Consider the following 21311-nt stretch of genomic DNA (forward strand, 5'->3'; position numbering starts at 1 on the left):
CCTGAATTCGAGTTGTTCGGGCAAAGAGCCCGTCAGCCATTTCGGGAAAGCAGGTCGGCCGATCAGCCGATGATGCCCATAATGTCGGCTTCCTTCATGATCAGAAGGTCTTCGCCGTCGATCTTGACTTCGGTGCCGGACCACTTGCCGAACAGGATGCGGTCGCCAGCCTTGACGTCGAGTGCGACGACCTTGCCGGACTCATCGCGCGCGCCGGAGCCGACGGCGACGATTTCGCCTTCCTGCGGCTTTTCCTTGGCGGTATCGGGAATGATGATGCCGCCCTTGGTCTTGGCTTCGGACTCAACGCGGCGAACAACGACGCGGTCGTGAAGGGGGCGGAAGTTGGTGCTTGCCATTGTCTAATCCCTCGATCGAATGACATTCGCGGACCGGATTGGCCCACATGGATAGATGTTAGCACTCCCTTGCGGTGAGTGCTAGCGACGAGCATTTAGGGATGGCTCCGAGAGGAGTCAATGAGAGCAATCACGAATTTTTGTGCCGGAATTGTGAAGATGCCGGAGAATAGTCGGAGATTGCGGCCAAAACCTCGGCGCAGCTGAACTTTGCCGAACTCGTCCGCGCTCGGCGATCTGCCGCTTCGCGATAATCGTCAAAACCCTTTGCCCTTCCGCTCCTCCGGATCGCCGTTCGAGCTCTACGCATTGGCCCGGCGGCGAAGAAAATGCCTTGCCATCGTCTTGCGCCTTTGCAATGTCACCGGTGACTGAAGCAAATCGGGAAATCGGAATGGCTAAGCGGATAGAAAACTTCTCGGAGATATCAGGTCGCTATGATGTGGTGCTCTGCGATGTCTGGGGCGTCGTTCACAACGGCGTCGATCCGTTCCCGAAGGCGGCCGCAGCCCTTGAAGCGGCACGCGAAAACGGCCTCGCCGTTGTCCTCATCACCAATTCGCCGCGCCTTTCCTGGCAGGTGGTCGATCAGTTGCGCCAGATCGGCGTTCCCGACAGTGCCTATGACAGGATCGTCACCTCTGGCGACGTCACGCGCGGGCTGATCGCCGAAGGGCCGAAGACCGTCTTTCTGCTCGGCCCCGAGCGCGACAAGGCGCTGCTCGAAGGCATTGGCGTCGAGCGCCGGCCGGCGGGCGAAGCGCAATCGCTGGTCTGCACCGGCTTTTTCGACGACGAGACCGAGAAGCCGGAGGATTACACCGACATGCTTCTCGATTTCAAAGCCCGCGACGTGCCGATGATCTGCGCCAATCCCGACCTCATCGTCGAGCGCGGCCATCGCATCATCCCTTGCGCCGGCGCCATGGCCGCCTATTACGAGCAGCTGGGCGGCAAAACCCGCATCGCCGGCAAGCCGCACCGGCCGATCTACGAGGCGACGCTTGCGGCTGCCCGCGAGCTTCGCGGCGATTTCCCGGTCGATCGCGTGCTGGCGATCGGCGACGGCATGCCGACCGACGTGCGCGGCGCCTTGAATTACGGCCTCGACCTCCTCTACATCAGCGGCGGTATCCACGCTAAGGAATATACTCTCAACGGCGAGACCGACGAGGCGATCCTCAACGCCTATCTCGAACGGGAAAACGCCGCGCCGAAGTGGTGGATGCCCCGCCTTGCATGAAGACACGCCTTGCATGAAGAGAAGCCAGCCGATGACCGTCTTCCACCGCAATGAAACCCGGGAACCCCTACCCGCCCATCTAAAGGGCGGCGTCATTGCCATCGGCAATTTCGATGGCGTGCACCGCGGCCATCAATCGGTGCTGAGCCGGGCGCTCGAGATCTCCAAGGCGCGCGGTATCCCCGCTTTGGTGCTGACATTCGAGCCGCATCCGCGCACGGTCTTCCGGCCGCAGACACCGGTCTTCCGCCTGACGCCGGCGCCGCTGAAAGCCCGTATCCTGGAAACGCTGGGCTTCAGCGCCGTCATCGAATATCCCTTCGACTACGAATTCTCGCAGCGCTCGGCCGATGATTTCATCCATTCGATCCTGAAGGATTGGCTCGGCGCTTCCGAAGTGGTCACCGGCTTCGATTTCCATTTCGGCCGTGGCCGCGAGGGCGGTCCGGCCTTCCTGATGAATGCCGGCCATACCTACGGCTTCGGCGTCACCCTGATCGATGCCTTCCGTGACGAAAACGCCGATGTCGTCTCTTCGAGCCATATCCGCGCGCTCCTGAAGGAGGGCAATGTCAGTGAAGTCGCCGGCATGCTCGGTTACCGCTATACGGTGGAAGCTGAGGTGATCGATGGCGAAAAGCTCGGCCGCCAACTCGGTTTTCCGACGGCCAACATGCGCCTGCCGCCGGAGGTCGATCTTGCCGCCGGCATCTACGCCGTCCGCTTCCGCCGCCAGGACGGCACGCTCCACGATGCCGTTGCAAGCTATGGCCGCCGCCCGACGGTCACGGAAAACGGCGCGCCGCTGCTCGAAACCTATCTTTTCGATTTCAGCGGCGATCTCTACGGCCAGCTCTGCTCCGTCTCCTTCTTTGGTTATCTCCGCCCCGAGCTGAAATTCGACGGCCTCGATCCGCTCGTCGCCCAGATCAAGCGCGATGAGGAAGAGGCGAGGGCGCTGCTTGCGGGTGTCAAGCCACTCGGCGCGCTTGATCGGAAACTGTGCTTTTCCTGAGGTCGCCTTGAGTGCGGCTGTCGCTGCGGCCACCGGCGATTCCAGCCGTTGAAGCGGATTGCCAACCGCGAATTCTTCTCTTCCTTTTCCCGGCAAAAACGCCTATGAACCGGCGCGATGACGAAATATCGGCTGGCAATGATGATGCGAATTATCGGCCCGGCCTTCCGCGCGCGCTAAGCGGCCGGAAGGTCCGGGTTTTTGGCGCTTGGTAAGAGCGCTTCCGTCACCAGCTATTTCACGCCCGTTGCGCCCCTTCCTGGGCCGCCAGAAAACGATTGTCAGACATGACCGATACAGCCGAAAAGATCGACTATTCGAAGACCCTCTATTTGCCCGAGACCGATTTTCCCATGCGCGCCGGCCTGCCGCAGAAGGAACCGGAACTCGTCAAGCGCTGGCAGGAGATGGGTCTCTACAAGAAACTGCGCGCTTCCGCCGCTGGCCGCGAGAAATTCGTCCTTCACGATGGCCCTCCCTATGCCAACGGCAACATCCATATCGGCCATGCGCTGAACAAGATCCTCAAGGACGTCATCAACCGTTCGTTCCAGATGCGCGGCTACGACGCCAATTACGTGCCCGGCTGGGATTGCCACGGCCTGCCGATCGAATGGAAGATCGAAGAGAAGTACCGCGAGAAGGGCAAGAACAAGGACGAGGTCCCGGTCAACGAATTCCGCCGGGAATGCCGTGAATTCGCCGCCGGCTGGATCAAAGTCCAGGCGGAAGAGTTCAAGCGCCTCGGCATCGAGGGTGACTTCGACAATCCCTATACGACGATGAATTTTCACGCGGAATCGCGCATCGCCGGCGAACTCTTGAAGATCGCCGCAAGCGGTCAGCTTTATCGCGGCTCCAAGCCGATCATGTGGTCGGTCGTCGAGCGCACGGCGCTGGCAGAGGCCGAGGTCGAATACCAGGACTATGAGAGCGACACGATCTGGGTGAAATTCCCAGTCGTCGAAGGTCCGGTCGCGCTCAAGGATGCGTTCGTGGTCATCTGGACGACCACGCCCTGGACGATCCCCGGCAACCGCGCGGTCTCCTTTTCGCCGCGCATCTCCTACGGCCTCTATGAAGTGACGGCCGCCGAGAACGATTTTGGTCCGCGTCCCGGCGAAAAGCTGATCTTTGCCGACAAGCTGGCCGAGGAATCCTTCGCCAAGGCCAAGCTGCAGTATAAGCGCTTGAGCGATGTCTCTGCAGCCGACTTCGCAGCGATGACCTGTGCCCATCCCTTCAAGGGTCTCGGCGGTGGCTATGAATTCCGCGTGCCGCTGCTCGATGGCGATCACGTCACCGATGACGCCGGCACCGGCTTCGTGCACACCGCACCCAGCCACGGTCGGGAAGACTTCGATGCCTGGATGTCGGCTGTCCGCGCGCTTGAGGCCCGCGGCATCGACACCAAGATCCCGTTTCCGGTCGACGACGGCGGCTTCTACACATCAGACGCCCCCGGCTTCGAGGGCGCCCGCGTCATCGACGACAACGGCAAGAAGGGCGATGCCAACGACCGTGTCATCAGGGAACTGATCGCCCGCGGCGCGCTCTTTGCCCGCGGCCGGCTGAAGCACCAGTATCCGCATTCCTGGCGCTCGAAGAAGCCGGTCATCTTCCGCAACACGCCGCAATGGTTCGTCTATATGGACAAGACCCTTGCCGACGGCACGACGCTGCGTTCGCGCGCGCTGGGTGCGATCGATGATACGCGCTTCGTGCCCGCCGCCGGCCAGAACCGCCTGCGCGCCATGATCGAAGGCCGTCCGGACTGGGTGCTCTCGCGCCAGCGCGCCTGGGGCGTGCCGATCGCCGTCTTTGCAGACGATGATGGCGATGTCCTGGTCGACGAAGCCGTCAACGCCCGCATCCTCGAAGCCTTCGAACATGAGGGCGCCGACGCCTGGTTTGCCGAAGGCGCCAAGGAGCGTTTCCTCGGCAATGACCACGACCATTCCCGCTGGACCCAGGTCATGGATATCCTCGACGTCTGGTTCGACTCTGGCTCGACGCACACCTTCACGCTCGAAGACCGCCCGGACCTGAAGTGGCCGGCCGATCTTTATCTCGAGGGATCCGACCAGCATCGCGGCTGGTTCCATTCGTCGCTGCTGGAATCGGCGGCCACTCGCGGCCGCGCGCCTTATAACGCCGTCCTCACCCATGGCTTCACCATGGACGAGAAGGGCGAGAAGATGTCGAAGTCGAAGGGCAACGTCACAGCACCTCAGGAAGTGATGAAGGACGCCGGTGCCGATATCCTGCGCCTCTGGGTGATGACCTCGGATTATGCCGACGACCTGCGCGTCGGCAAGACGATCATCCAGACCAATGTCGATGCCTATCGCAAGCTGCGCAACACCATCCGCTGGATGCTTGGCACGCTCGCCCACGACAAGGGCGAGGAGATCGCGTTTGCCGATCTGCCGGAGCTGGAGCAGCTGATGCTGCACCGGCTTGCCGAACTCGACGAACTGGTGCGCGAGAACTACGATGCCTTCGACTTCAAGAAGATCGCCCGCGCACTGATCGATTTCGCCAATGTCGAGCTTTCGGCCTTCTATTTCGATGTCCGCAAGGATGCGCTCTATTGCGACGCGCCGTCGAGCCTGCGCCGGCGCGCCAGCCTGCACGTCATCCGCCAGATCTTCGATTGCATGGTGACGTGGCTTGCCCCGATGCTGCCCTTCACCACCGAGGAGGCCTGGCTGTCGCGCAACCCGTCCGCCGTTTCGGTGCATCTGGAGCAGTTTGCCCCGGTCGCAAAGGAATGGCGCAACGATGCCCTGGCCGAGAAGTGGAAGAAGATCCGCACGGTCCGCTCGGTTGTGACAGGCGCTCTGGAGATCGAGCGCAAGGACAAGCGCATCGGCTCCTCGCTGGAAGCGGCTCCCGTCGTTCATATCGCCGATCCGGAACTGCTGAAGGCGTTGGAAGGCCAGGACTTCACCGAGGTCTGCATCACCTCGGCAATCGAGATCAAGGTCGGCGAAGGACCAGGGGATGCCTTCCGCCTGGTGGAGGTGCCTCAGGTCAGCGTCGTGCCGAAGCTTGCAGAGGGTGAGAAATGCGCCCGCTCCTGGCGCATCACCAGGGATGTCGGTTCCGATCCCGAATATCCCGATGTTTCGGCCCGCGACGCTGCTGCCCTTCGTGAGCTTGCCGCACTTACGTGAAGAATATTGCCGGATGAATTGCGTTTTCGCGGTTCATCCGGTAAAAGCTGCCTGAAAATGGCCGGATTTTTGCGTCAGGGGGACGGTTGTCCGGTTGGGCGATGATTGCACCGGCAGGGCTGGAAGGGTTTTCATGTTAGCAACGCATTGGTTCCGTATGGGCGCCTGCCTGTCTGTTGTAGTGGCGGGATGCTCCCTGGTGTCCGGTTGCGCCAGCAGCCCGACCTACGGCACCGACAAGACCGCCATGGAGCAGCTGACCGACGATCTCGGCCAGTCGGTGTCTTTGACCGGTCCAGACCCGAAGAACAAAGGCGTCAAGTACACGCCGCGTCCAACGCTGGTGCTGCCGGCTCAGGCGCAGAAAGAGACCCTCGTTGCGCCGCAGCAGACGGTCGCCAACAAGGACAATCCGCAGTGGCTTGAATCGCCGGAGGAGACACGTGCTCGTCTCGTTTCGGAAGCCGACGCGAACGAGGACAATCCGAATTACCGCTCGCCGCTCGCAAGCTCTGCGATCGAAGGCGGCCGGCGCACGACGGAAGCTCAGACCAAGGCCTACCGTGAAGCCCGCGCCCTGCAGAAGGGCTCCTATGTCGATCAGCGCCGCTATATATCAGATCCGCCGCCCGGCTACCGCACCGTCGACGATCCGGCAAAGCTCGATGATGTCGGCGAGCCCGAACTCAAGAAGCAGAAGAAGCGCAAGAAGGATGCAGCGGTCGCCAACACCGGCAAGCAGTGGTGGAACCTCCTGCAATAGCGGCTTTTTCGGCGCGCCGGCAAGGATGACGGCGCCGCGCAGAGGCGCTGGGATTACGGCGCCTCTCTCCTTTGCGAAAAGAACCTTCGCAGCAGATCGGCCGATTGGACCTCGTTGAAGCCGGAATAGACCTCCGGGGCGTGGTGGCAGGTCGGCTGCGCATAGAATCGCACGCCATTGTCGACGCCGCCGCCCTTCGGGTCCTCGGCGCCGTAGTAGAGTCTGCGGATGCGCGCAAACGAGATGGCTGCCGCGCACATGGTGCAAGGCTCCAGCGTCACGTAGAGATCGGCACCGGCAAGACGTTCCTGTCCGAGCGCTTCGCAAGCGAGCCGGATCGCGGCGATTTCGGCGTGTGCGGTGACGTCTTTGAGCTCGCGCGTGCGGTTTCCAGAGCGTGAAACGGCAATATCGTCGATAACGACGACGGCGCCGATCGGCACCTCTCCGCGTTCTCCGGCGGCACGCGCTTCTTCGAGCGCCATCTCCATGAAACGATTTGTCTTCACGATCGCAAGAATTTCCACTTAACCGCAGATGCGTGACCTGATAGACAGGCCCAAAAGGCAGGCAAACAACAAATGACACCCAAAGACAAGCCAAAACGCCCGGGCGCAAAGCCCCTTTCACGGGATATCAGGTCGAAAGCCGGCCCGAAGGCGGACGGCGACAAGCCGGCAAAGCCTGCGGTCGCACGCGCAATCGCCGCCGAAACCGATAGTGACGCCAAGGCCGAACGCATTTCCAAGGTGATGGCGCGTGCCGGCGTCGCCTCCCGCCGTGACATCGAACGCATGATCATGGAAGGCCGTGTGACGCTGAACGGCAGGGTGCTCGACACCCCCGTCGTCAACGTCACGCTCGCCGATCGCATCGAAGTCGACGGCGTGCCGATCCGCGGCATCGAGCGCACCAGACTGTGGCTCTATCATAAGCCCACCGGCCTGGTGACCACCAATGCCGATCCGGAAGGCCGCTCGACCGTCTTCGACAACCTGCCGGAAGAATTGCCGCGCGTCATGTCGATCGGCCGCCTCGATATCAACACCGAGGGCCTGCTGCTCTTGACCAATGACGGCGGTCTCGCCCGCGCGCTCGAGCTGCCGGCGACCGGCTGGCTGCGGCGTTACCGTGTCCGCGCCCATGGCGAGATCGATCAGGACGCGCTCGACAAGCTGAAGGACGGCATCGCCGTCGACGGCGTGCTCTACGGCTCGATCGAGGCGACGCTCGACCGCACGCAGGGCTCGAACGTCTGGATCACCATGGGTCTTCGCGAAGGCAAGAACCGCGAAATCAAGAACGTTCTCGGTGCGCTCGGCCTCGACGTCAATCGCCTGATCCGCATTTCCTATGGCCCGTTCCAGCTTGGCGACCTGCCGGAAGGCCATGTCGTCGAAGTGCGCGGCCGCACACTGCGCGACCAGCTCGGCCCGCGCCTCATCGAGGAAGCCAAGGCGAATTTCGACGCGCCGATCTACAATACGACGGCGGTCGCTGCCGAGGAAGAGGCAGAGCCGGCACCGGAAAAGCGCGAGCGTCCGCGTCGCGACGAGGACAAGCGCGAACGGGCGCTGAGCCGTCTCGATACGAAGCGCGACGACCGCCACGGTGGGGCGCGCAAAGAGGACGATCGCCGCGACGGCGGCCGCAGGGACGACGAGAAGCCGAAGCGTCCCCAGCCGCTCGGCCAGCGCCGCAGCGCCAATGTCTGGATGGCGCCGGGCGCCCGGCCGCTCGGCGAAAAGGCAGCGGCGAAAGCCGCCAAGAATGCGCAGACTGCGCGCCGGCGCGGCGAGCAGGCGCCGGCAAAGAATGATCGCATCGAGGATCGCCCGCGCACGCAGGTGAACCGCGTGCGCGAAGAGGATGGCGAATGGATCCGCTCGAGCGAGCAGCCCCGCGGCAAGGATGAGGGCGAAGGCTTCGGCCGCAAGCGCGGCTTTGGTGATCGCCCCGCCCGCGAAGACCGCGGTTCTGGCGACCTCCCGGCGCGCGGCGACCGGCCGTTCGGTGATCGTCCCCCGCGTGGTGATCGGCCCTTCGGCGACAAGCCGCGCGGCGATCGCAAGCCGCGTGCGGATGGCGACGAGCGTCCTCGTGCCGCGAGAAGCCCTGCCGGTGAGGGCCGTTCTGAGCGTCCGCGCGGCGACCGCCCCTTCGGCGACCGTCCTTCGCGTGGAGACCGCCCCTTCGGCGACAAGCCGCGCGGTGATCGCAAGCCGCGTGCGGATGGCGACGAGCGTCCTCGTGCCGCGAGAAGCCCTGCCGGTGAGGGCCGTTCTGAGCGTCCGCGCAGCGACCGCCCCTCCGGTGATCGTCCTTCACGTGGAGACCGGCCCTTCGGTGATAAGCCGCGTGGCGATCGCAGGCCGCGCGAGGACGGTGATGAGCGTCCGCGGGCAGCCAGAAGCTTTGCCGGCGAGGGCCGCTCCGAGCGTCCGCGCGGTGACAAGCCTTCGGGTGACAGGCCTTCTGGAGACAGGCCGCGCGGCAAGGGCTTTGCGGCCAAGCCCAGCGGGGCGAAACCTGGTGGGGCCAAGAGTTTTTCCGGCAAGCCGAAAGGCACCAAGCCGGGCGGGGACAGACCGGGCGGCGACAGGCCTGCGGGCGGGCCGTCCAGAGGTGGTGCTAAAGGAAAAGGAATGACGCGCGGTGCGGATCGTCGGCGGTGAGTTTCGCGGACGGCCTCTCGCCGTGCCAAAATCCAACGAGATCCGGCCGACCGCCGACCGGACGCGCGAGAGCCTGTTCAATATATTGAGCCATGCCTATCCGGAATGCGTCGATGGCACCCGGATTCTCGACCTTTTTGCCGGCACCGGCGCCGTCGGCCTCGAAGCCGTCTCACGCGGCTGTCGCCATGCGCTCTTCGTCGAAAACAGTGTCGAGGGCAGGGCGCTGCTCTGGGAGAATATCGATGCGCTCGGCCTGCATGGTCGAACGCGCATCCTGCGCCGGGATGCGACCGATCTCGGCAGCGTCGGCAATCTCGACCCCTTCGACGTGCTCTTTGCCGACCCACCCTATGGCAAGGGTCTCGGTGAGAAGGCGATGGCTGCGGCGGCCGAGGGCGGCTGGCTGCGGCCAGGCGCAATCGCGGTGCTCGAAGAACGGGCCGATATTGTCGTTTCCGTCCATCCTTCCTATGTCTTCCTCGAAAGCCGCATCTTTGGCGATACGAGGGTGCATTTCTTCCGATATCAGCCGCAATAAGCGGGGGCGGGCGTGCAGCAGGCAGAGATCATCAGCCCAAAATTGCCTGCGATCAGCGATGTGCCGACGGTCGCCGTCGCTTTTGGCGGCGGCGGTGCGCGCGGACTTGCCCATATCCATGTCATCGAGACGCTCGATGAACTCGGCATCCGCCCGGTGGCGGTATCAGGCTCGTCGATCGGCGCGATCATGGCGGCCGGCATGGCGGCCGGCATGTCAGGCGCCGAAATCCGCGAACATGCGCTGACGACCGTCGGCAACAAGACGGCCGTCGTCGCCCGCATCTGGGGCCTGAGGCCGGCGACGGTGCGCGATGCGGTGGCCAAGGGTATCCGCATCGGCCAGTTCAATCTGGAGCGGATCCTCAAGGCTTTCCTGCCCTCCGAGCTGCCGGCCCGCTTCGAGGATCTGCTGGTCCCGATGAAGGTGATCACCACCGATTATTACGGGCAGTGCGAAGTCATCATCGAACAGGGCGAGCTGTTTCCCGCACTTGCGGCCTCTTCCGCCATCCCCGCCGTCTTCATGCCGGTGCGCCTGCACGACCGCGTGATGATCGACGGCGGCATCAGCAATCCGGTGCCTTATGAATGCCTGATGGATCTTGCCGACATCGTCGTCGGCATCGATGTCGTCGGCGCGCCGGAAGGCGACGGCACCCATATTCCGAACCGTATGGAGAGCATCTTCGGTTCCGGCCAGCTGATGATGCAGACGGCGATCTCGCTGAAGCTGAGGCTTCGCCCGCCGCATATCTTCCTGCGCCCGACGGTCGGGCGCACCGGCGTCATGGATTTCCTGAAGGCCCGCGAAGTCCTTGCCATGTCCGTCGGCGTCAAGGACGACCTGAAATTCGCCCTTGACCGGGAAATCGAGGCTCGGCTGAAGCGCTAAAGCACTCTTGGCTTCACTGAGCATGGCCTTCATGGCCGGCGTGACCCGCACCGTTTGCAGCCTCGTTCATCATCACCGTGCCCTCGAAGCTTGAGAACAGCGCAAGCGCGGAAGAATCGAGGCCGGCCTCGGCATCCTTCAGATTCGCAGCCAGCCCGGCGGCGTCATGTGCGGAAAGCCCGATCGTCTCCAGCGTCCCGGCATCCTTCAGGCTGTCGCCGCTGCAGAGATAGATGCTCCAGCCGTGATGCGACTTCTTCATCAGGGCTCGTCCGCCGTATCCGTTCTGCCGCCAGCCGACGATCGCCCAATCGGCCTGAACGACGACCGGCGCGATATCGAGCGGCTTGTCTGGCCGTTCGAACATCACCTTCAGCCTCGCCGGGATCGCCTGTTGCGGATCATCGTCCGCAGATGCCATGGATGCAAGCAGCACGCCGGCAACAATAGCGATGATCTTCTTCATCTGATGGCCTTCCTCAAGCGAGAACACGTTTCAGCAACGGTACGAACCGCACGACGATCTGGTCGAAGGCGATCATGGCGACAATCGCGAGCCCGCTCATCGGGAAGGTGACGGCGAAGATCCCGACGATCACCCACAGGCAGTAATAGATCGAAGGCTTCGGCGGCATGGGTGGCACGCCGAGGCGGCCGATCGGGCGACGTTTCCACCACATGACGATAGCGGTCACGCAGCTGAGCACAATTGCAAGGCATGTTGCGAGCATCAGCAACTGGTTGAAACGCCCCCATTCCTGTCCCTGATGGACATTGATGCCCCACTCGATCGCTTTGCCGAGGAACGGATATTGATCGAAGCCGATATCGATCAGTGGTTTGCCGGAATACTGGTCGATATGGAGCGTGCGTTCGTCGGCAAGATCGTCGGGAAAGAGCGAGGCGGTATAGACGCCCGTCTCGTCGGAGGGGATCGCCACGTCGAAGCCCGGCGTCATGCCCAGCCGTTTGGCGGTCTCCACGGCTTTGTCGAGGCCGATTGGCCTGGCTGATTGCGCTGCGGCGATATCGGAAAGCGGAACGGGCGCCTTCTCGACGATCCAGCCGCTGTTCGGAAGGATATCCTCGGTGACTTTCCGCGACTTCGGCACATCGTCCCAGAGCTGGACCGGATAGCCGAGGCCATGTTCGGTCAGCCAGGCATTGGCGTTCGCCCCCCAATAGCCCGACCATGGCATGCCTGACATCGCGAGGAAGAAGATCAGGACACCGGCGAAGGCGCCGGTCACGGCATGCAGGTCGCGCCAGAAAACGCGGCGGCCGGGCGTTCCCCGCACGCTGATAACGCCGCCCGTCTGGCGTCGCGGCCACCAGAGATAGATGCCGGTGACGACGAGCACCATGGCAAAGCCGCCGGCAATTTCGATCAGCCGGTTCGTTATGGTGCCGAAATAGGCGAGGCTGTGGATGCGCTTGACGACATAATTGAACTCGTCGGTCGATCCGACCACATCGAGCACCTTGCCGTCATAGGGGTTGACAAAGACCAGCATCGAGCCGGCATCGCTGGAGAGGGTGACGATGGCCGATCGCTCGGGCAGGACCGGGTCTTTGTAGGATGTCGCGGTTGAGCCCGGCACGGCGGAGGCGGCTATCTCTGCGATCCGCTCCGGCGACAGCGCTTCGCCAGCCGGCTGGACACTGTAGCGGTAGCCGAAGAAGGTGCTGTTGATCTCGTCCTTGAAGAGATAGAGCGATCCGGTAACGGCCAGATTGAGCAGGAAGGGTATGACGAGAAGCCCGGCGAAGAAATGCCAGCGCCAGATGGCACGGTAGAGCGAAACGCCGTCTGCGGCATGCTCCGCCGGTTCGGCAGCAGTAATGGTCGACATGAGAATGGATCCGTATCCACGGCCGACGGCACGCATGCAGGTCGACCGGCGTTTAAAGGCGCGCTACGGCGCCTGCCGCAACGCGAAGTTCAGGCAGGGATCGGATCGGAAGGAGGCGCCCGAGGGCCGGTATTGGGCGGGAAAAGCTGGCGATGGAAGGCCTCGGCCCGAATCGGCAGTTCAACCGTAGCCGCAAAGTGTATGGCGGCACCGGCGATGTCCGTCGGCGCCGGCAGGAGGATGGAGGCGCTGATCCGGCAGGCTTCGCAACCATGCGAATGCGCCTTGTCGTGCTGCTCCTGACCGGATGTGTCTGTCGTGGTGACGCAAAGCGTCGGCAGCGTCCCGTCCGGAAGCACATATTGTGCGAGTTCAGCCGGATCGAATTCGCCGGCTGCTGCGAGGGGAACCTGATGGGCGAAGCCGACGAACACCAGTGCGACCGCGCACAGGATGCGCAGCGCCCATTGTTCGATCTGTCTCGTCCGTCTGATCAAGATTCCCTCTTGGATCGCTCCGATCGGACGTTTGATAAACGCCGCCCCCTCGATATTCAATGCGTCAATTTCGCAAGCCGGTCAGGGGCGATCAGGCATCCGCCGTCGCATCGGCGGTTCCGGCCAGCGGATCGTCCTCGAAGGGATCGGCGGCGCGTTTCGGCTTGACCAGCGGTTCGGGGCGGACAGGGTAGGAAAACAGCATGTCGCGCCCGGCCTGCAGTCCTTCGGACACCTGCAGCACCAGGCGTGCCTCGTCGCGCTTGCGGATATCCTCGCCGATTTCGTAGGCGTCGACCTCGGAAACGCCGAGCGCCTCCAATGTTCGCCGTCCGAAGAGTAGGCCCGATTCCAGCGTTTCGCGCAGCTCGTAGTCGATACCCTTGTTGCGCAGTTCGATCGAATGGATGCGGTCGTAGGAGCGCACGTAGAGCCGGGTGTGCGGATAGTCGGCCTGCACCAGCTCCACCACCTTGTCGGTGATTTCCTTCTTCTGCGTGCAGACCAGCACGATCTTCGCCCGGTCGATGCCGGCCGAGCGCAGCACGTCCTTGCGGGCGCCGTCGCCGAAATAGATGCGGAAGCCGAAGGAGGAGGCCTGGCGGATGCGGTCGGCGGAAAAATCGATGACGGTGACGCTACGCCCGCCGGCAAGCAGGATCTGGGCGGCGATCTGGCCGAAACGCGAGAAGCCGACCATCAGCACGTCGGCGCCCGCGCCCTCGAAATCCTCGTCCAGTTCCTCCTGTTCGTCGCCGTTGAGCAGCCGCTTCGAAAGGGCCGAGCCGATCGGCGTCAGCGCCATGGACAGCGTGACGATCGCGACCAGCAGCGAGGCTGTGCTCGTCGACATCAGCCCGGCCGCACCCGCCGTGGTAAACAGCACGAAGCCGAATTCGCCGCCCTGCGGCAGCAGGAAAGCGATGCGGATCGCATCGTCGTGCGAAGAGCCGGAGATCCGGCAGATCCCGTAGATGACGATCGCCTTGACGGCCATGACGATCGGCACGGCGACGATGACGAAAAGCGCGTTGTCGGCGAGAACGTCGAGCTCCAGCGACAGGCCGACGGCGATAAAGAAGATAGCGAGCAGCACGCCGCGGAACGGCTCGATATCTGCCTCCAACTCGTGCCGGTAGGAGGATTCGGCCAGCATCACGCCGGATAGGAAGGCGCCCATCGCCATCGAAAGCCCGGCCAGCTGCATCAAGCTCGCCGATCCCATGACGACGAAGAGGGCAGCCGCGATCATTGCTTCGCGCGCGCCGGTCCGGGCGATGATCTGGAAGAGCGGCGTCAGCAGGTAACGTCCCATGACGATCATCGCCGCAACCGCGCCGACGGCGATAGCGAAATCGAACAGTGGCGCGTTGCTGCCCTTATCGCCGCCGTCGAGGATGGTGATCAGCGCCAGCAGCGGCACGATCGCCAGGTCCTGGAACAGCAGCATCGAAAAGGAGCGTTGCCCGTATCTGGTATTGACGTCGCCGTCGCCCTCGAGGATCTGCATGGCGAAGGCGGTTGAAGACAGCGCCAGGCCAAATCCGGCAACGATGCTGCCGCGCCAGTCGAGAACCTGGGAAAACCAGGCAAGCGCGGTCAGCGCTAGCCCCGTCAGCACCACCTGCGCCGCGCCGAGGCCGAAGATGTCGCGCCGCATCTGCCAGAGGCGGGTGGGTTTCAACTCCAGTCCGATGATGAAGAGCAGGAAGACGACGCCGAGTTCGGCGACGGCGAGGATCTGTTCGCCATCGGTGATGCCGTGGAAGACCGGGCCGATGACGATGCCGGCGGCGAGATAGCCGAGCACCGTGCCGAGCCCGAGTTTCTTGAAGATCGGCGCGGCGACCACCGCCCCGCCAAGCAGCAGGATCGTTTCGGAAAAAAAGGCATTGGACGCTGACATGCTGGCAATTTCTCTCGACGGCGGGGAGCAAGCAGGCAGCCCCGATAAAGAATCGGTGACGGCGGCCTTGATGCTTGGGAGAGTGCACAATAAATGGAAGCCGAAGGAAAGGCCAAATCATGTCCTCTGAAATTGATTCCTCGACACTTCTTTCCCGCGCAAGTCAATTGATCGATCTGGCAAGGAAGGCAGGGGCCGATGCCGCCGACGCCGTCGTCGTCCGGTCGCGCTCGCAATCGGTGAGCGTCCGCCTCGGCAAGGTCGAGGGCACGGAATCCTCCGAAAGCGACGATTTCTCGCTGCGTGTCTTCATCGGCAAGCGTGTCGCCAGCGTCTCGGCCAATCCGGGCTTCGATCTTCAGGCGCTGGCCGAACGCGCCGTCGCCATGGCCAAGGTTTCTCCGGAAGACCCCTTCGCCTGCCTGGCGGATGAGGCGAGTCTTTCGAGATCCTATCCCGACCTGCAATTGCTCGATACCACCGAGGTCTCCTCCGAGATGCTGCGCGAGGCGGGTCTTGCCGCTGAAGCAGCAGCTCTTGCGGTCAAGGGGGTTACCAATTCCTCCGGCGCCGGCGCGTCGGCCGGCATGGGCGGCCTCGTTCTTGCCACCTCGCACGGTTTCGAAGGCAGTTACATGGCCTCGCGTTTCGGCCATTCCGTCAGCGTCATCGCAGGTGAAGGCACCGGCATGGAGCGCGACTATGATTATGACAGCCGTCTCTATTATGCCGAGCTCGACGATCCCGCTGAAATCGGCCGTCGCGCCGGCGAACGGGTGATCAAACGGATCAATCCGCGCCAGGTGCCGACCGGCAAGGACATCACCGTCATCTTCGATCCGCGTGTCGCCCGCGGCTTCGTCGGCCATATCGCCGGTGCGATCAATGGTGCTGCCGTCGCCCGCAAGTCCAGCTTCCTGCGCGACAAGATGGGTCAGCAGATCCTGAAGTCAGGCCTGTCGATCACCGACGATCCGCTGATCGTGCGCGGCCCTTCCTCGCGGCCCTTCGACGGCGAGGGAGTGTCCGGCGAGCGGCTGGTGATGATCGAGGATGGTGTTTTGAAGCACTGGTTCCTCTCGACCTCGACCGCGCGCGAGCTCGGCCTCGAAACCAACGGCCGCGGCGTGCGCGGCGGCACCGCCGTCTCGCCTTCTTCCACCAATCTTGCGCTGGAACCCGGCGACATCTCGCCGGAGGATCTGATCCGCAGCGTTGGCAACGGTTTTTATGTGACCGAATTGATCGGCCACGGCGTCAACATGATCACCGGCGAATACAGCCGCGGCGCCACCGGCTTCTGGATCGAGAACGGCGAACTCACCTTCCCGGTCTCCGAGGTGACGATCGCCTCGAACCTCAAGGAGATGTTCATGCGCCTGACGCTGGCAAACGACATCGATCGCAAATTCGGCGTCGCGGCTCCCACGTTTGCCATCGAAGGCATGACGCTCGCGGGGCGCTAGAGCATGTCTCGCAAAAGTGTGCAGCGGTTTTGCGATAAAGACATGCGGAAAAGCAAAGACCTAAAGCGTGGCAAGCGAATCTGAAAGATCGCGACGCGCTTTAGAGCATGATGCCGAAAAGTGTGAGCGGTTTTCGGGCGAAATCATGCTCTCACTATTGAATTGAGAAATGGATTGATCTGATGAGCGACATGGAGAAAGCCCGCTGGCAGAGCGATCTCACGCTGATCGCCGATGCTGCGAAAGAGGCGGGCGCCGTCGCTTTCGGCTTCTTCAACCAGTCGCCTGAGGTCTGGTGGAAGAACGAGGACCGTTCGCCCGTCAGCGCCGCCGATTTCGCCGCCAACAAGACGCTCGAGACCATCCTGCGCAAGGCCCGGCCGGATTATGGCTGGCTGTCGGAAGAAACCGACGACGATGCCGACCGCCTTTCACGCGAAACGCTGTTCATCATCGATCCGATCGACGGCACGCGCGCCTTCCTCGGCGGGCAGAAGGTCTGGTGCGTCAGCGTCGCGGTGGTTCATCGCGGCCGGCCGGTCGCTGGCGTGCTCTATGCCCCGGCGCTCGAGGAGCTCTATGAGGCGGTCGAGGGCGGCGTGGCGCTGAAGAACGGCGTCCCCTTCACCGTCTCGGCGGCCGGACCGGAAGAGATGAGCCGCCTTGCAATCGGCGAAGACCTGCTGAAGACCTTTCCGACGGAATTCCGCGATCGGGTGACGCGCGAGAAATACATTCCCTCGCTGGCCTATCGCATCGCCATGGTGGCGGACGGTCGTCTCGACGGCACCTTCGTCAAGGGCAATTCACATGATTGGGACCTTGCCGCTGCCGATCTGATCCTCGTCTGTGCCGGCGGCGGCCTCGTCGACATCGAAGGCCGGCCGATTGTCTACAATCGCGCCGAAGTCACCCACAATGTCCTCTGCGCGGCCCCAACGCCCCGCATCAGTGAGTTCCTCGCGGCCTTTGCGGGGCGACGAGACAGTTGACGTTTCCGTCAAAATCCCGCAGATGGGTGGCGGAGGAGAATAGGCAGAAAGAGAAGAAAAAATGACTGACTCCGGTGACAAGAAGCAGCTTCTGCATCTCGTTTTTGGCGGCGAACTGGAAAGCCTCGATGACGTCCAGTTCCGTGATCTGCAGGGTCTCGATATCGTCGGCATTTTCCCGGATTATGCCACGGCGCTGACGGCCTGGAAGTCGAAGGCGCAGCAGACGGTCGACAATGCGCATATGCGCTACTTCATCGTCCACATGCATCGTTTGCTCGATCCGCAGGAAAAGCCCAAGGGCTGAGCTTAGCAAGTTCCGCCGGCCGGCCGCTCGTCGAGCGGAGCTTTGGTGCACCGGGCGCGCCCGTCGATCCGGATTGTTGGACGCATTCTGAACAAATTAATCGGCCATTGCGGCCGCAACGATAATTAGGGAATGGGTTTGATGTCGATCGGTTTTGATCGGAGGCTGGCGCGATGAGTTCCCGGATGGCGCGGTTCGGTCTGAGCGCATACCGTCTGGCGGGAACCGTGGCCTCTCCAGTCGTCGGCCTCTATATCACCTACCGCACGGCCAAGGGTAAGGAAGACCGGGCCCGCCGCCTGGAGCGCTTCGGCTATCCGAGCGCCAACCGGCCGCAGGGCCCGCTCATCTGGTTTCACGCCGCAAGCGTCGGTGAAACCAACGCCGTCATCCCGCTGATCCGTGAAATCCGCCGCCGCGACATCCATGTCGTCCTGACGACCGGCACCATCACCTCGGCCAAGCTCGCCGCCGAGCGCCTCGGCCAGGAAGCGATCCATCAATATGTGCCGCTCGACCTGAAGCCCTCCGTCAGCCGCTTCCTCGATTATTGGCAGCCCGATTGCGCCATCATCGCCGAATCCGAGATCTGGCCGGCAACGGTGCTGGAACTCGGCCGCCGCCGCATTCCGCAGATCCTGATCAATGCCCGCATGTCGGACCGCTCCTTTGCCCGCTGGCGCCGCCGCCCGGCGATCGCCGAAGCCTTGTTCGAGAATCTTGCCCTCGTCATCGCCCAGTCGGATGTCGATGCCGAACGTTTCCGCGATCTCGGCGCTGTGCCCGTCATCACCTCGGGCAATCTGAAGGTCGATACCGACGCACCGCCCTATGACAGCGCGGTCTTTGCCCGCTACAAGAAGCAGATCGGCGAGCGCAAGACCTGGGCGGCGATCTCGACCTTCGACGGCGAGGAGAACGCTGCCGCCATCGTTCACCGGGCGCTCAGGGAGCGCGACCGCCAGTTGACGATTATTGTGCCGCGCCATCCCGAGCGCAGCGACGAGATCGAGGCGGCCCTCGTCAAGCAGGGGCTGAAGGTCGCCCGCCGCACCCGCGACGATGTCTTGTCCGCCGATGTCGATATTTTCCTCGGCGATACGATCGGCGAAATGGGTCTTTATCTCCGTCTGACGGAAATCGCTTTCGTCGGCCGCTCGCTCTTTGCCGAAGGCGGCCAGAACCCGCTGGAGCCAGCCATGCTCGGCTGCGCCATTCTCTCCGGCGGCCATGTGCAGAATTTCCGCGATGCCTATCAGAAGCTTGCCCGCAGCGGCAGCGCCCGCATGGTGCGCGATACTGAAATGCTGGCCAAGGGTGTGCATTATCTGCTGATCAACGACGACGCCCGCCGCAACATGATCGAGGCCGGCATCACCGCCGTGCACGAGATGCGCGGCGCGCTGACGGCGACAGTGAAGGGGCTGGAACCCTATATCAATCCGCTGACGGTGAAGGCGCGGCTGCTGCCCAAGGCCGTGGCCCAGGTCTGAGGAGCGAAGATGTCGGCAGTGGCCCCTATCAAAGGCATTCTCTTCGACAAGGACGGCACGCTGCTCGACTATGACGAGAGCTGGCTGCCGGTCAACCGCGAGCTTGCCCGCATCGCCGCCAGAGGGGATGAGCTTCTCGCCAACCGGCTGCTGTCGGCCTGCGGCATGGATCCGGTGACCGGCCATATCGTTCCCGACAGCCTGCTTGCCGCCGGCAATACCCGTCAGATCGCCTCAGGCCTTGTTGCCGCGGGTTCGATGGTGGATGTCGACGAACTGACGGTCCGCCTCGACGACCTGTTTTCCAGTGCCGCCGAATTTTCCGTGCCGGTGACCGACCTCGCCGGCTTCTTCGAGCGGCTGCATCGGCGCGGCTTCAAGCTCGGTGTCGCCTCCAGCGACAATGAGCGGTCGATCCGCCAGACGGCGGAACGTTTCGGTTTTGCCCGCTATATCGATTACATCGCCGGCTACGACAGCGGTTTCGGCGTCAAGCCGGAGCCCGGCATGGTGCTCGGCTTCTGCGCTGCGACCGGTCTTTTGCCTGAAGAGGTCGCCATGGTCGGCGATAACAATCACGATCTGCACATGGGTCTGAATGCCGGCACGGGTCTCAGGATCGCGGTTCTGACCGGCACCGGTTCGCGGGAGACGCTTGCCGCCGCGGCCGATCATGTGCTCGACGATATCACCGCCATCGAGACGCTGCTGCCCGACTTGCAGCCGGCCTGACCGGTAAGGGCTTGCATTTTTTCAGGTTTTGGCTTCTCAATCCGACCGGTCGAAAAGCAGGGGACTGGCTGTCGCTAAAGCAATTCCAGCAAAAGTGCACGGCGGTTTTGCCGGGAAAAGCGCGCAGCGACTTTCCCAAGGGATTGCGTGAGAACAAGCCGGACAGGGGAGCGGGACGGCAAGATGATATCCGAAGCGCCACCGTTCTGGTGGAGGAAAGCCGATTGGCGGGCCTGGCTGCTGCTGCCGCTTTCTTTTCTCTATGGCCGTATCGCCGGCCACCGCATGGCCCATGCGCGCCGCGCTTCCGTTCCCATCCCGGTCATCTGCGTCGGCAATTTCACCGTCGGCGGCGCCGGCAAGACGCCGACGGCGCTGACGATCGCTCGCGCCGCCAAGGCGAAGGGGCTGAAGCCCGGCTTTCTCAGCAGGGGTTACGGCGGCTCGCTCGATGTGACCACCGTGGTCGATCCCGATCATCACCGGGCGATTGCCGTCGGCGACGAGCCGTTGTTGCTTGCCCAGGAAGCGCTGACGGTGATTTCGCGCCGGCGCGTCGAAGGAGCTGCACGGCTGGTGGCGGAGGGCGCCGATCTCATCATCATGGATGACGGTTTCCAGAGTGCCCGGCTGGCGATCGACTATGCCCTGCTCGTCATCGACGCGACGCGCGGCCTCGGCAACGGCCATATCGTGCCGGGTGGCCCGGTCCGCGCGCCGATCCGCCAGCAGCTGCGGTCCGCGACCGCTCTGCTGAAGGTTGGCGGCGGCAATGCCGCCGACAGGATCGTCCGCATGGCGGCGCGCGCGGCAAAGCCCTATTTCACCGCATCGCTGAAAGTCCGGGGCGACAACACGCTGGCCGGCACCAAGGTGCTCGCCTTTGCCGGCATCGCCGATCCCGCCAAATTCTTCCGCACGGTCGAATCCCGCGGCGCCGAGATCGTCGTCGCCAAGTCCTTCGGCGATCACGAGCACCTGACCGAGGAGGAGATCGACGACATCCTGACAACCGCCGAGCGTCAAGGTCTCCTGATCGTCACCACCTCCAAGGATTTCGTCCGCCTGTCCGGCCATCAGGGCAAGGCGGCACGGCTCGTCGAAAAGAGCCGGGTGATCGAGGTCGACATGGTCTTCGAGGATCACCTCGCCCCCAGCCTGATCATCGACCGGGCGATCGTCGCCTGCCGCGAGCGGCGGCTGCGGGAAATGAAGGCTGGGGCTTAGAGCCTTTCCGGGTTAGGTTGAAGCATCCTGCCGGAGCAGGTTTTCGTCAGGGCAGAGGCGATTGGCGAAGGGCATACCTCTTGGTACGTCCGAGCCGATCGCCTCTGATCCTGGCGCAAAGATGCCCGGCCCTTCGGGTTGGCTGAAACGGGCCGGCTGATCGACCGGC

The 21311-nt window shown here is 63.2% G+C and carries 19 protein-coding genes; 13 read left to right on the forward strand and 6 right to left on the reverse strand.

Translation table 11 applies throughout. The features are described from left to right. Positions 1-62: 62 nt before the first annotated feature. Positions 63-359: a co-chaperone GroES gene (groES, locus tag AC25BC_RS02595; protein ID WP_003545797.1), complete on the reverse strand. Its 297-nt coding sequence runs from the start codon at positions 357-359 to the stop codon at positions 63-65. A 394-nt stretch (positions 360-753) separates the two neighbouring features. On the opposite strand from groES, the gene AC25BC_RS02600 reads away from it, so the two are divergent. The 4 genes from AC25BC_RS02600 (at position 754) to AC25BC_RS02615 (ending at position 6559) form a co-directional block, all read left to right on the forward strand. Next, positions 754-1602 carry a TIGR01459 family HAD-type hydrolase gene (locus AC25BC_RS02600; RefSeq protein ID WP_012756207.1) on the forward strand — a complete coding sequence of 283 codons (849 nt, stop codon included), beginning with the start codon at positions 754-756 and terminating at the stop codon, positions 1600-1602. 31 nt (positions 1603-1633) lie between these two features. Then, positions 1634-2617, forward strand: a complete 984-nt coding sequence (locus AC25BC_RS02605) for a bifunctional riboflavin kinase/FAD synthetase (RefSeq protein ID WP_012756208.1) — start codon at positions 1634-1636, stop codon at positions 2615-2617. Positions 2618-2904: 287 nt separating this feature from the next. Further along, complete coding sequence (gene ileS / locus AC25BC_RS02610) at positions 2905-5796, forward strand: isoleucine--tRNA ligase (protein ID WP_128440024.1); 2892 nt, start codon at positions 2905-2907, stop codon at positions 5794-5796. Positions 5797-5929: 133 nt separating this feature from the next. Then, positions 5930-6559, forward strand: coding sequence for a hypothetical protein (locus tag AC25BC_RS02615; RefSeq protein WP_012756210.1), 630 nt, complete (start codon positions 5930-5932; stop codon positions 6557-6559). 53 nt (positions 6560-6612) lie between these two features. Here the strand turns inward: AC25BC_RS02615 and AC25BC_RS02620 are convergent, their stop codons facing one another. Further along, positions 6613-7050, reverse strand: coding sequence for a nucleoside deaminase (locus AC25BC_RS02620; protein WP_032996237.1), 438 nt, complete (start codon positions 7048-7050; stop codon positions 6613-6615). Positions 7051-7140: 90 nt separating this feature from the next. Here AC25BC_RS02620 and AC25BC_RS02625 point away from each other — a divergent pair, with 90 nt between their 5' ends. Genes AC25BC_RS02625 through AC25BC_RS02635 form a run of 3 tightly spaced genes read left to right on the forward strand, consistent with a single transcriptional unit; the run spans position 7141 to position 10669 of the window. Then, a complete protein-coding gene (locus tag AC25BC_RS02625) occupies positions 7141-9234 on the forward strand; it encodes a pseudouridine synthase (protein ID WP_128440025.1) in 2094 nt (697 codons plus the stop codon). Further along, a complete protein-coding gene (rsmD, locus tag AC25BC_RS02630; RefSeq protein ID WP_011650636.1) occupies positions 9215-9775 on the forward strand; it encodes a 16S rRNA (guanine(966)-N(2))-methyltransferase RsmD in 561 nt (186 codons plus the stop codon). Before AC25BC_RS02625 ends, rsmD begins: the two co-directional genes overlap by 20 nt. A gap of 12 nt (positions 9776-9787) precedes the next feature. Continuing rightward, positions 9788-10669 (forward strand): patatin-like phospholipase family protein, encoded by an 882-nt coding sequence (locus tag AC25BC_RS02635; protein ID WP_113547267.1) that lies wholly within the window; start codon positions 9788-9790, stop codon positions 10667-10669. Between the two features lie 13 nt (positions 10670-10682). Here AC25BC_RS02635 and AC25BC_RS02640 read toward each other — a convergent pair whose 3' ends face one another. The 4 genes from AC25BC_RS02640 to AC25BC_RS02655 all read right to left on the reverse strand — a co-directional run bounded on the left by AC25BC_RS02640 (position 10683) and on the right by AC25BC_RS02655 (position 14925). After that, complete coding sequence (locus AC25BC_RS02640; RefSeq protein WP_128440026.1) at positions 10683-11135, reverse strand: copper uptake system-associated protein; 453 nt, start codon at positions 11133-11135, stop codon at positions 10683-10685. Positions 11136-11148: 13 nt separating this feature from the next. Beyond that, positions 11149-12522 carry a PepSY-associated TM helix domain-containing protein gene (locus AC25BC_RS02645; RefSeq protein ID WP_128440027.1) on the reverse strand — a complete coding sequence of 458 codons (1374 nt, stop codon included), beginning with the start codon at positions 12520-12522 and terminating at the stop codon, positions 11149-11151. 89 nt (positions 12523-12611) lie between these two features. Next, positions 12612-13019 (reverse strand): hypothetical protein, encoded by a 408-nt coding sequence (locus AC25BC_RS02650; RefSeq protein ID WP_128440028.1) that lies wholly within the window; start codon positions 13017-13019, stop codon positions 12612-12614. A 91-nt stretch (positions 13020-13110) separates the two neighbouring features. Beyond that, positions 13111-14925, reverse strand: coding sequence for a monovalent cation:proton antiporter-2 (CPA2) family protein (locus tag AC25BC_RS02655; RefSeq protein ID WP_128440029.1), 1815 nt, complete (start codon positions 14923-14925; stop codon positions 13111-13113). Between the two features lie 119 nt (positions 14926-15044). Here AC25BC_RS02655 and AC25BC_RS02660 point away from each other — a divergent pair, with 119 nt between their 5' ends. The 6 genes from AC25BC_RS02660 to lpxK all read left to right on the forward strand — a co-directional run bounded on the left by AC25BC_RS02660 (position 15045) and on the right by lpxK (position 21142). Then, positions 15045-16391, forward strand: a complete 1347-nt coding sequence (locus AC25BC_RS02660) for a TldD/PmbA family protein (protein WP_113547270.1) — start codon at positions 15045-15047, stop codon at positions 16389-16391. Between the two features lie 182 nt (positions 16392-16573). Further along, positions 16574-17383, forward strand: coding sequence for a 3'(2'),5'-bisphosphate nucleotidase CysQ (locus AC25BC_RS02665; protein ID WP_113548595.1), 810 nt, complete (start codon positions 16574-16576; stop codon positions 17381-17383). 61 nt (positions 17384-17444) lie between these two features. After that, positions 17445-17690: a DUF4170 domain-containing protein gene (locus AC25BC_RS02670; protein ID WP_003545820.1), complete on the forward strand. Its 246-nt coding sequence runs from the start codon at positions 17445-17447 to the stop codon at positions 17688-17690. Between the two features lie 173 nt (positions 17691-17863). Next, on the forward strand, positions 17864-19183 hold the full coding sequence (waaA, locus tag AC25BC_RS02675; protein WP_128440030.1) for a lipid IV(A) 3-deoxy-D-manno-octulosonic acid transferase: 1320 nt from the start codon (positions 17864-17866) through the stop codon (positions 19181-19183). 9 nt (positions 19184-19192) lie between these two features. Beyond that, entirely contained in the window at positions 19193-19915 is a 723-nt protein-coding gene (locus AC25BC_RS02680) for an HAD family hydrolase (protein ID WP_113548596.1), read from the forward strand. Between the two features lie 183 nt (positions 19916-20098). Continuing rightward, positions 20099-21142 carry a tetraacyldisaccharide 4'-kinase gene (lpxK, locus tag AC25BC_RS02685; RefSeq protein ID WP_128440031.1) on the forward strand — a complete coding sequence of 348 codons (1044 nt, stop codon included), beginning with the start codon at positions 20099-20101 and terminating at the stop codon, positions 21140-21142. Positions 21143-21311 lie beyond the last annotated feature (169 nt).

This window comes from Rhizobium sp. WSM409, assembly GCF_057653825.1.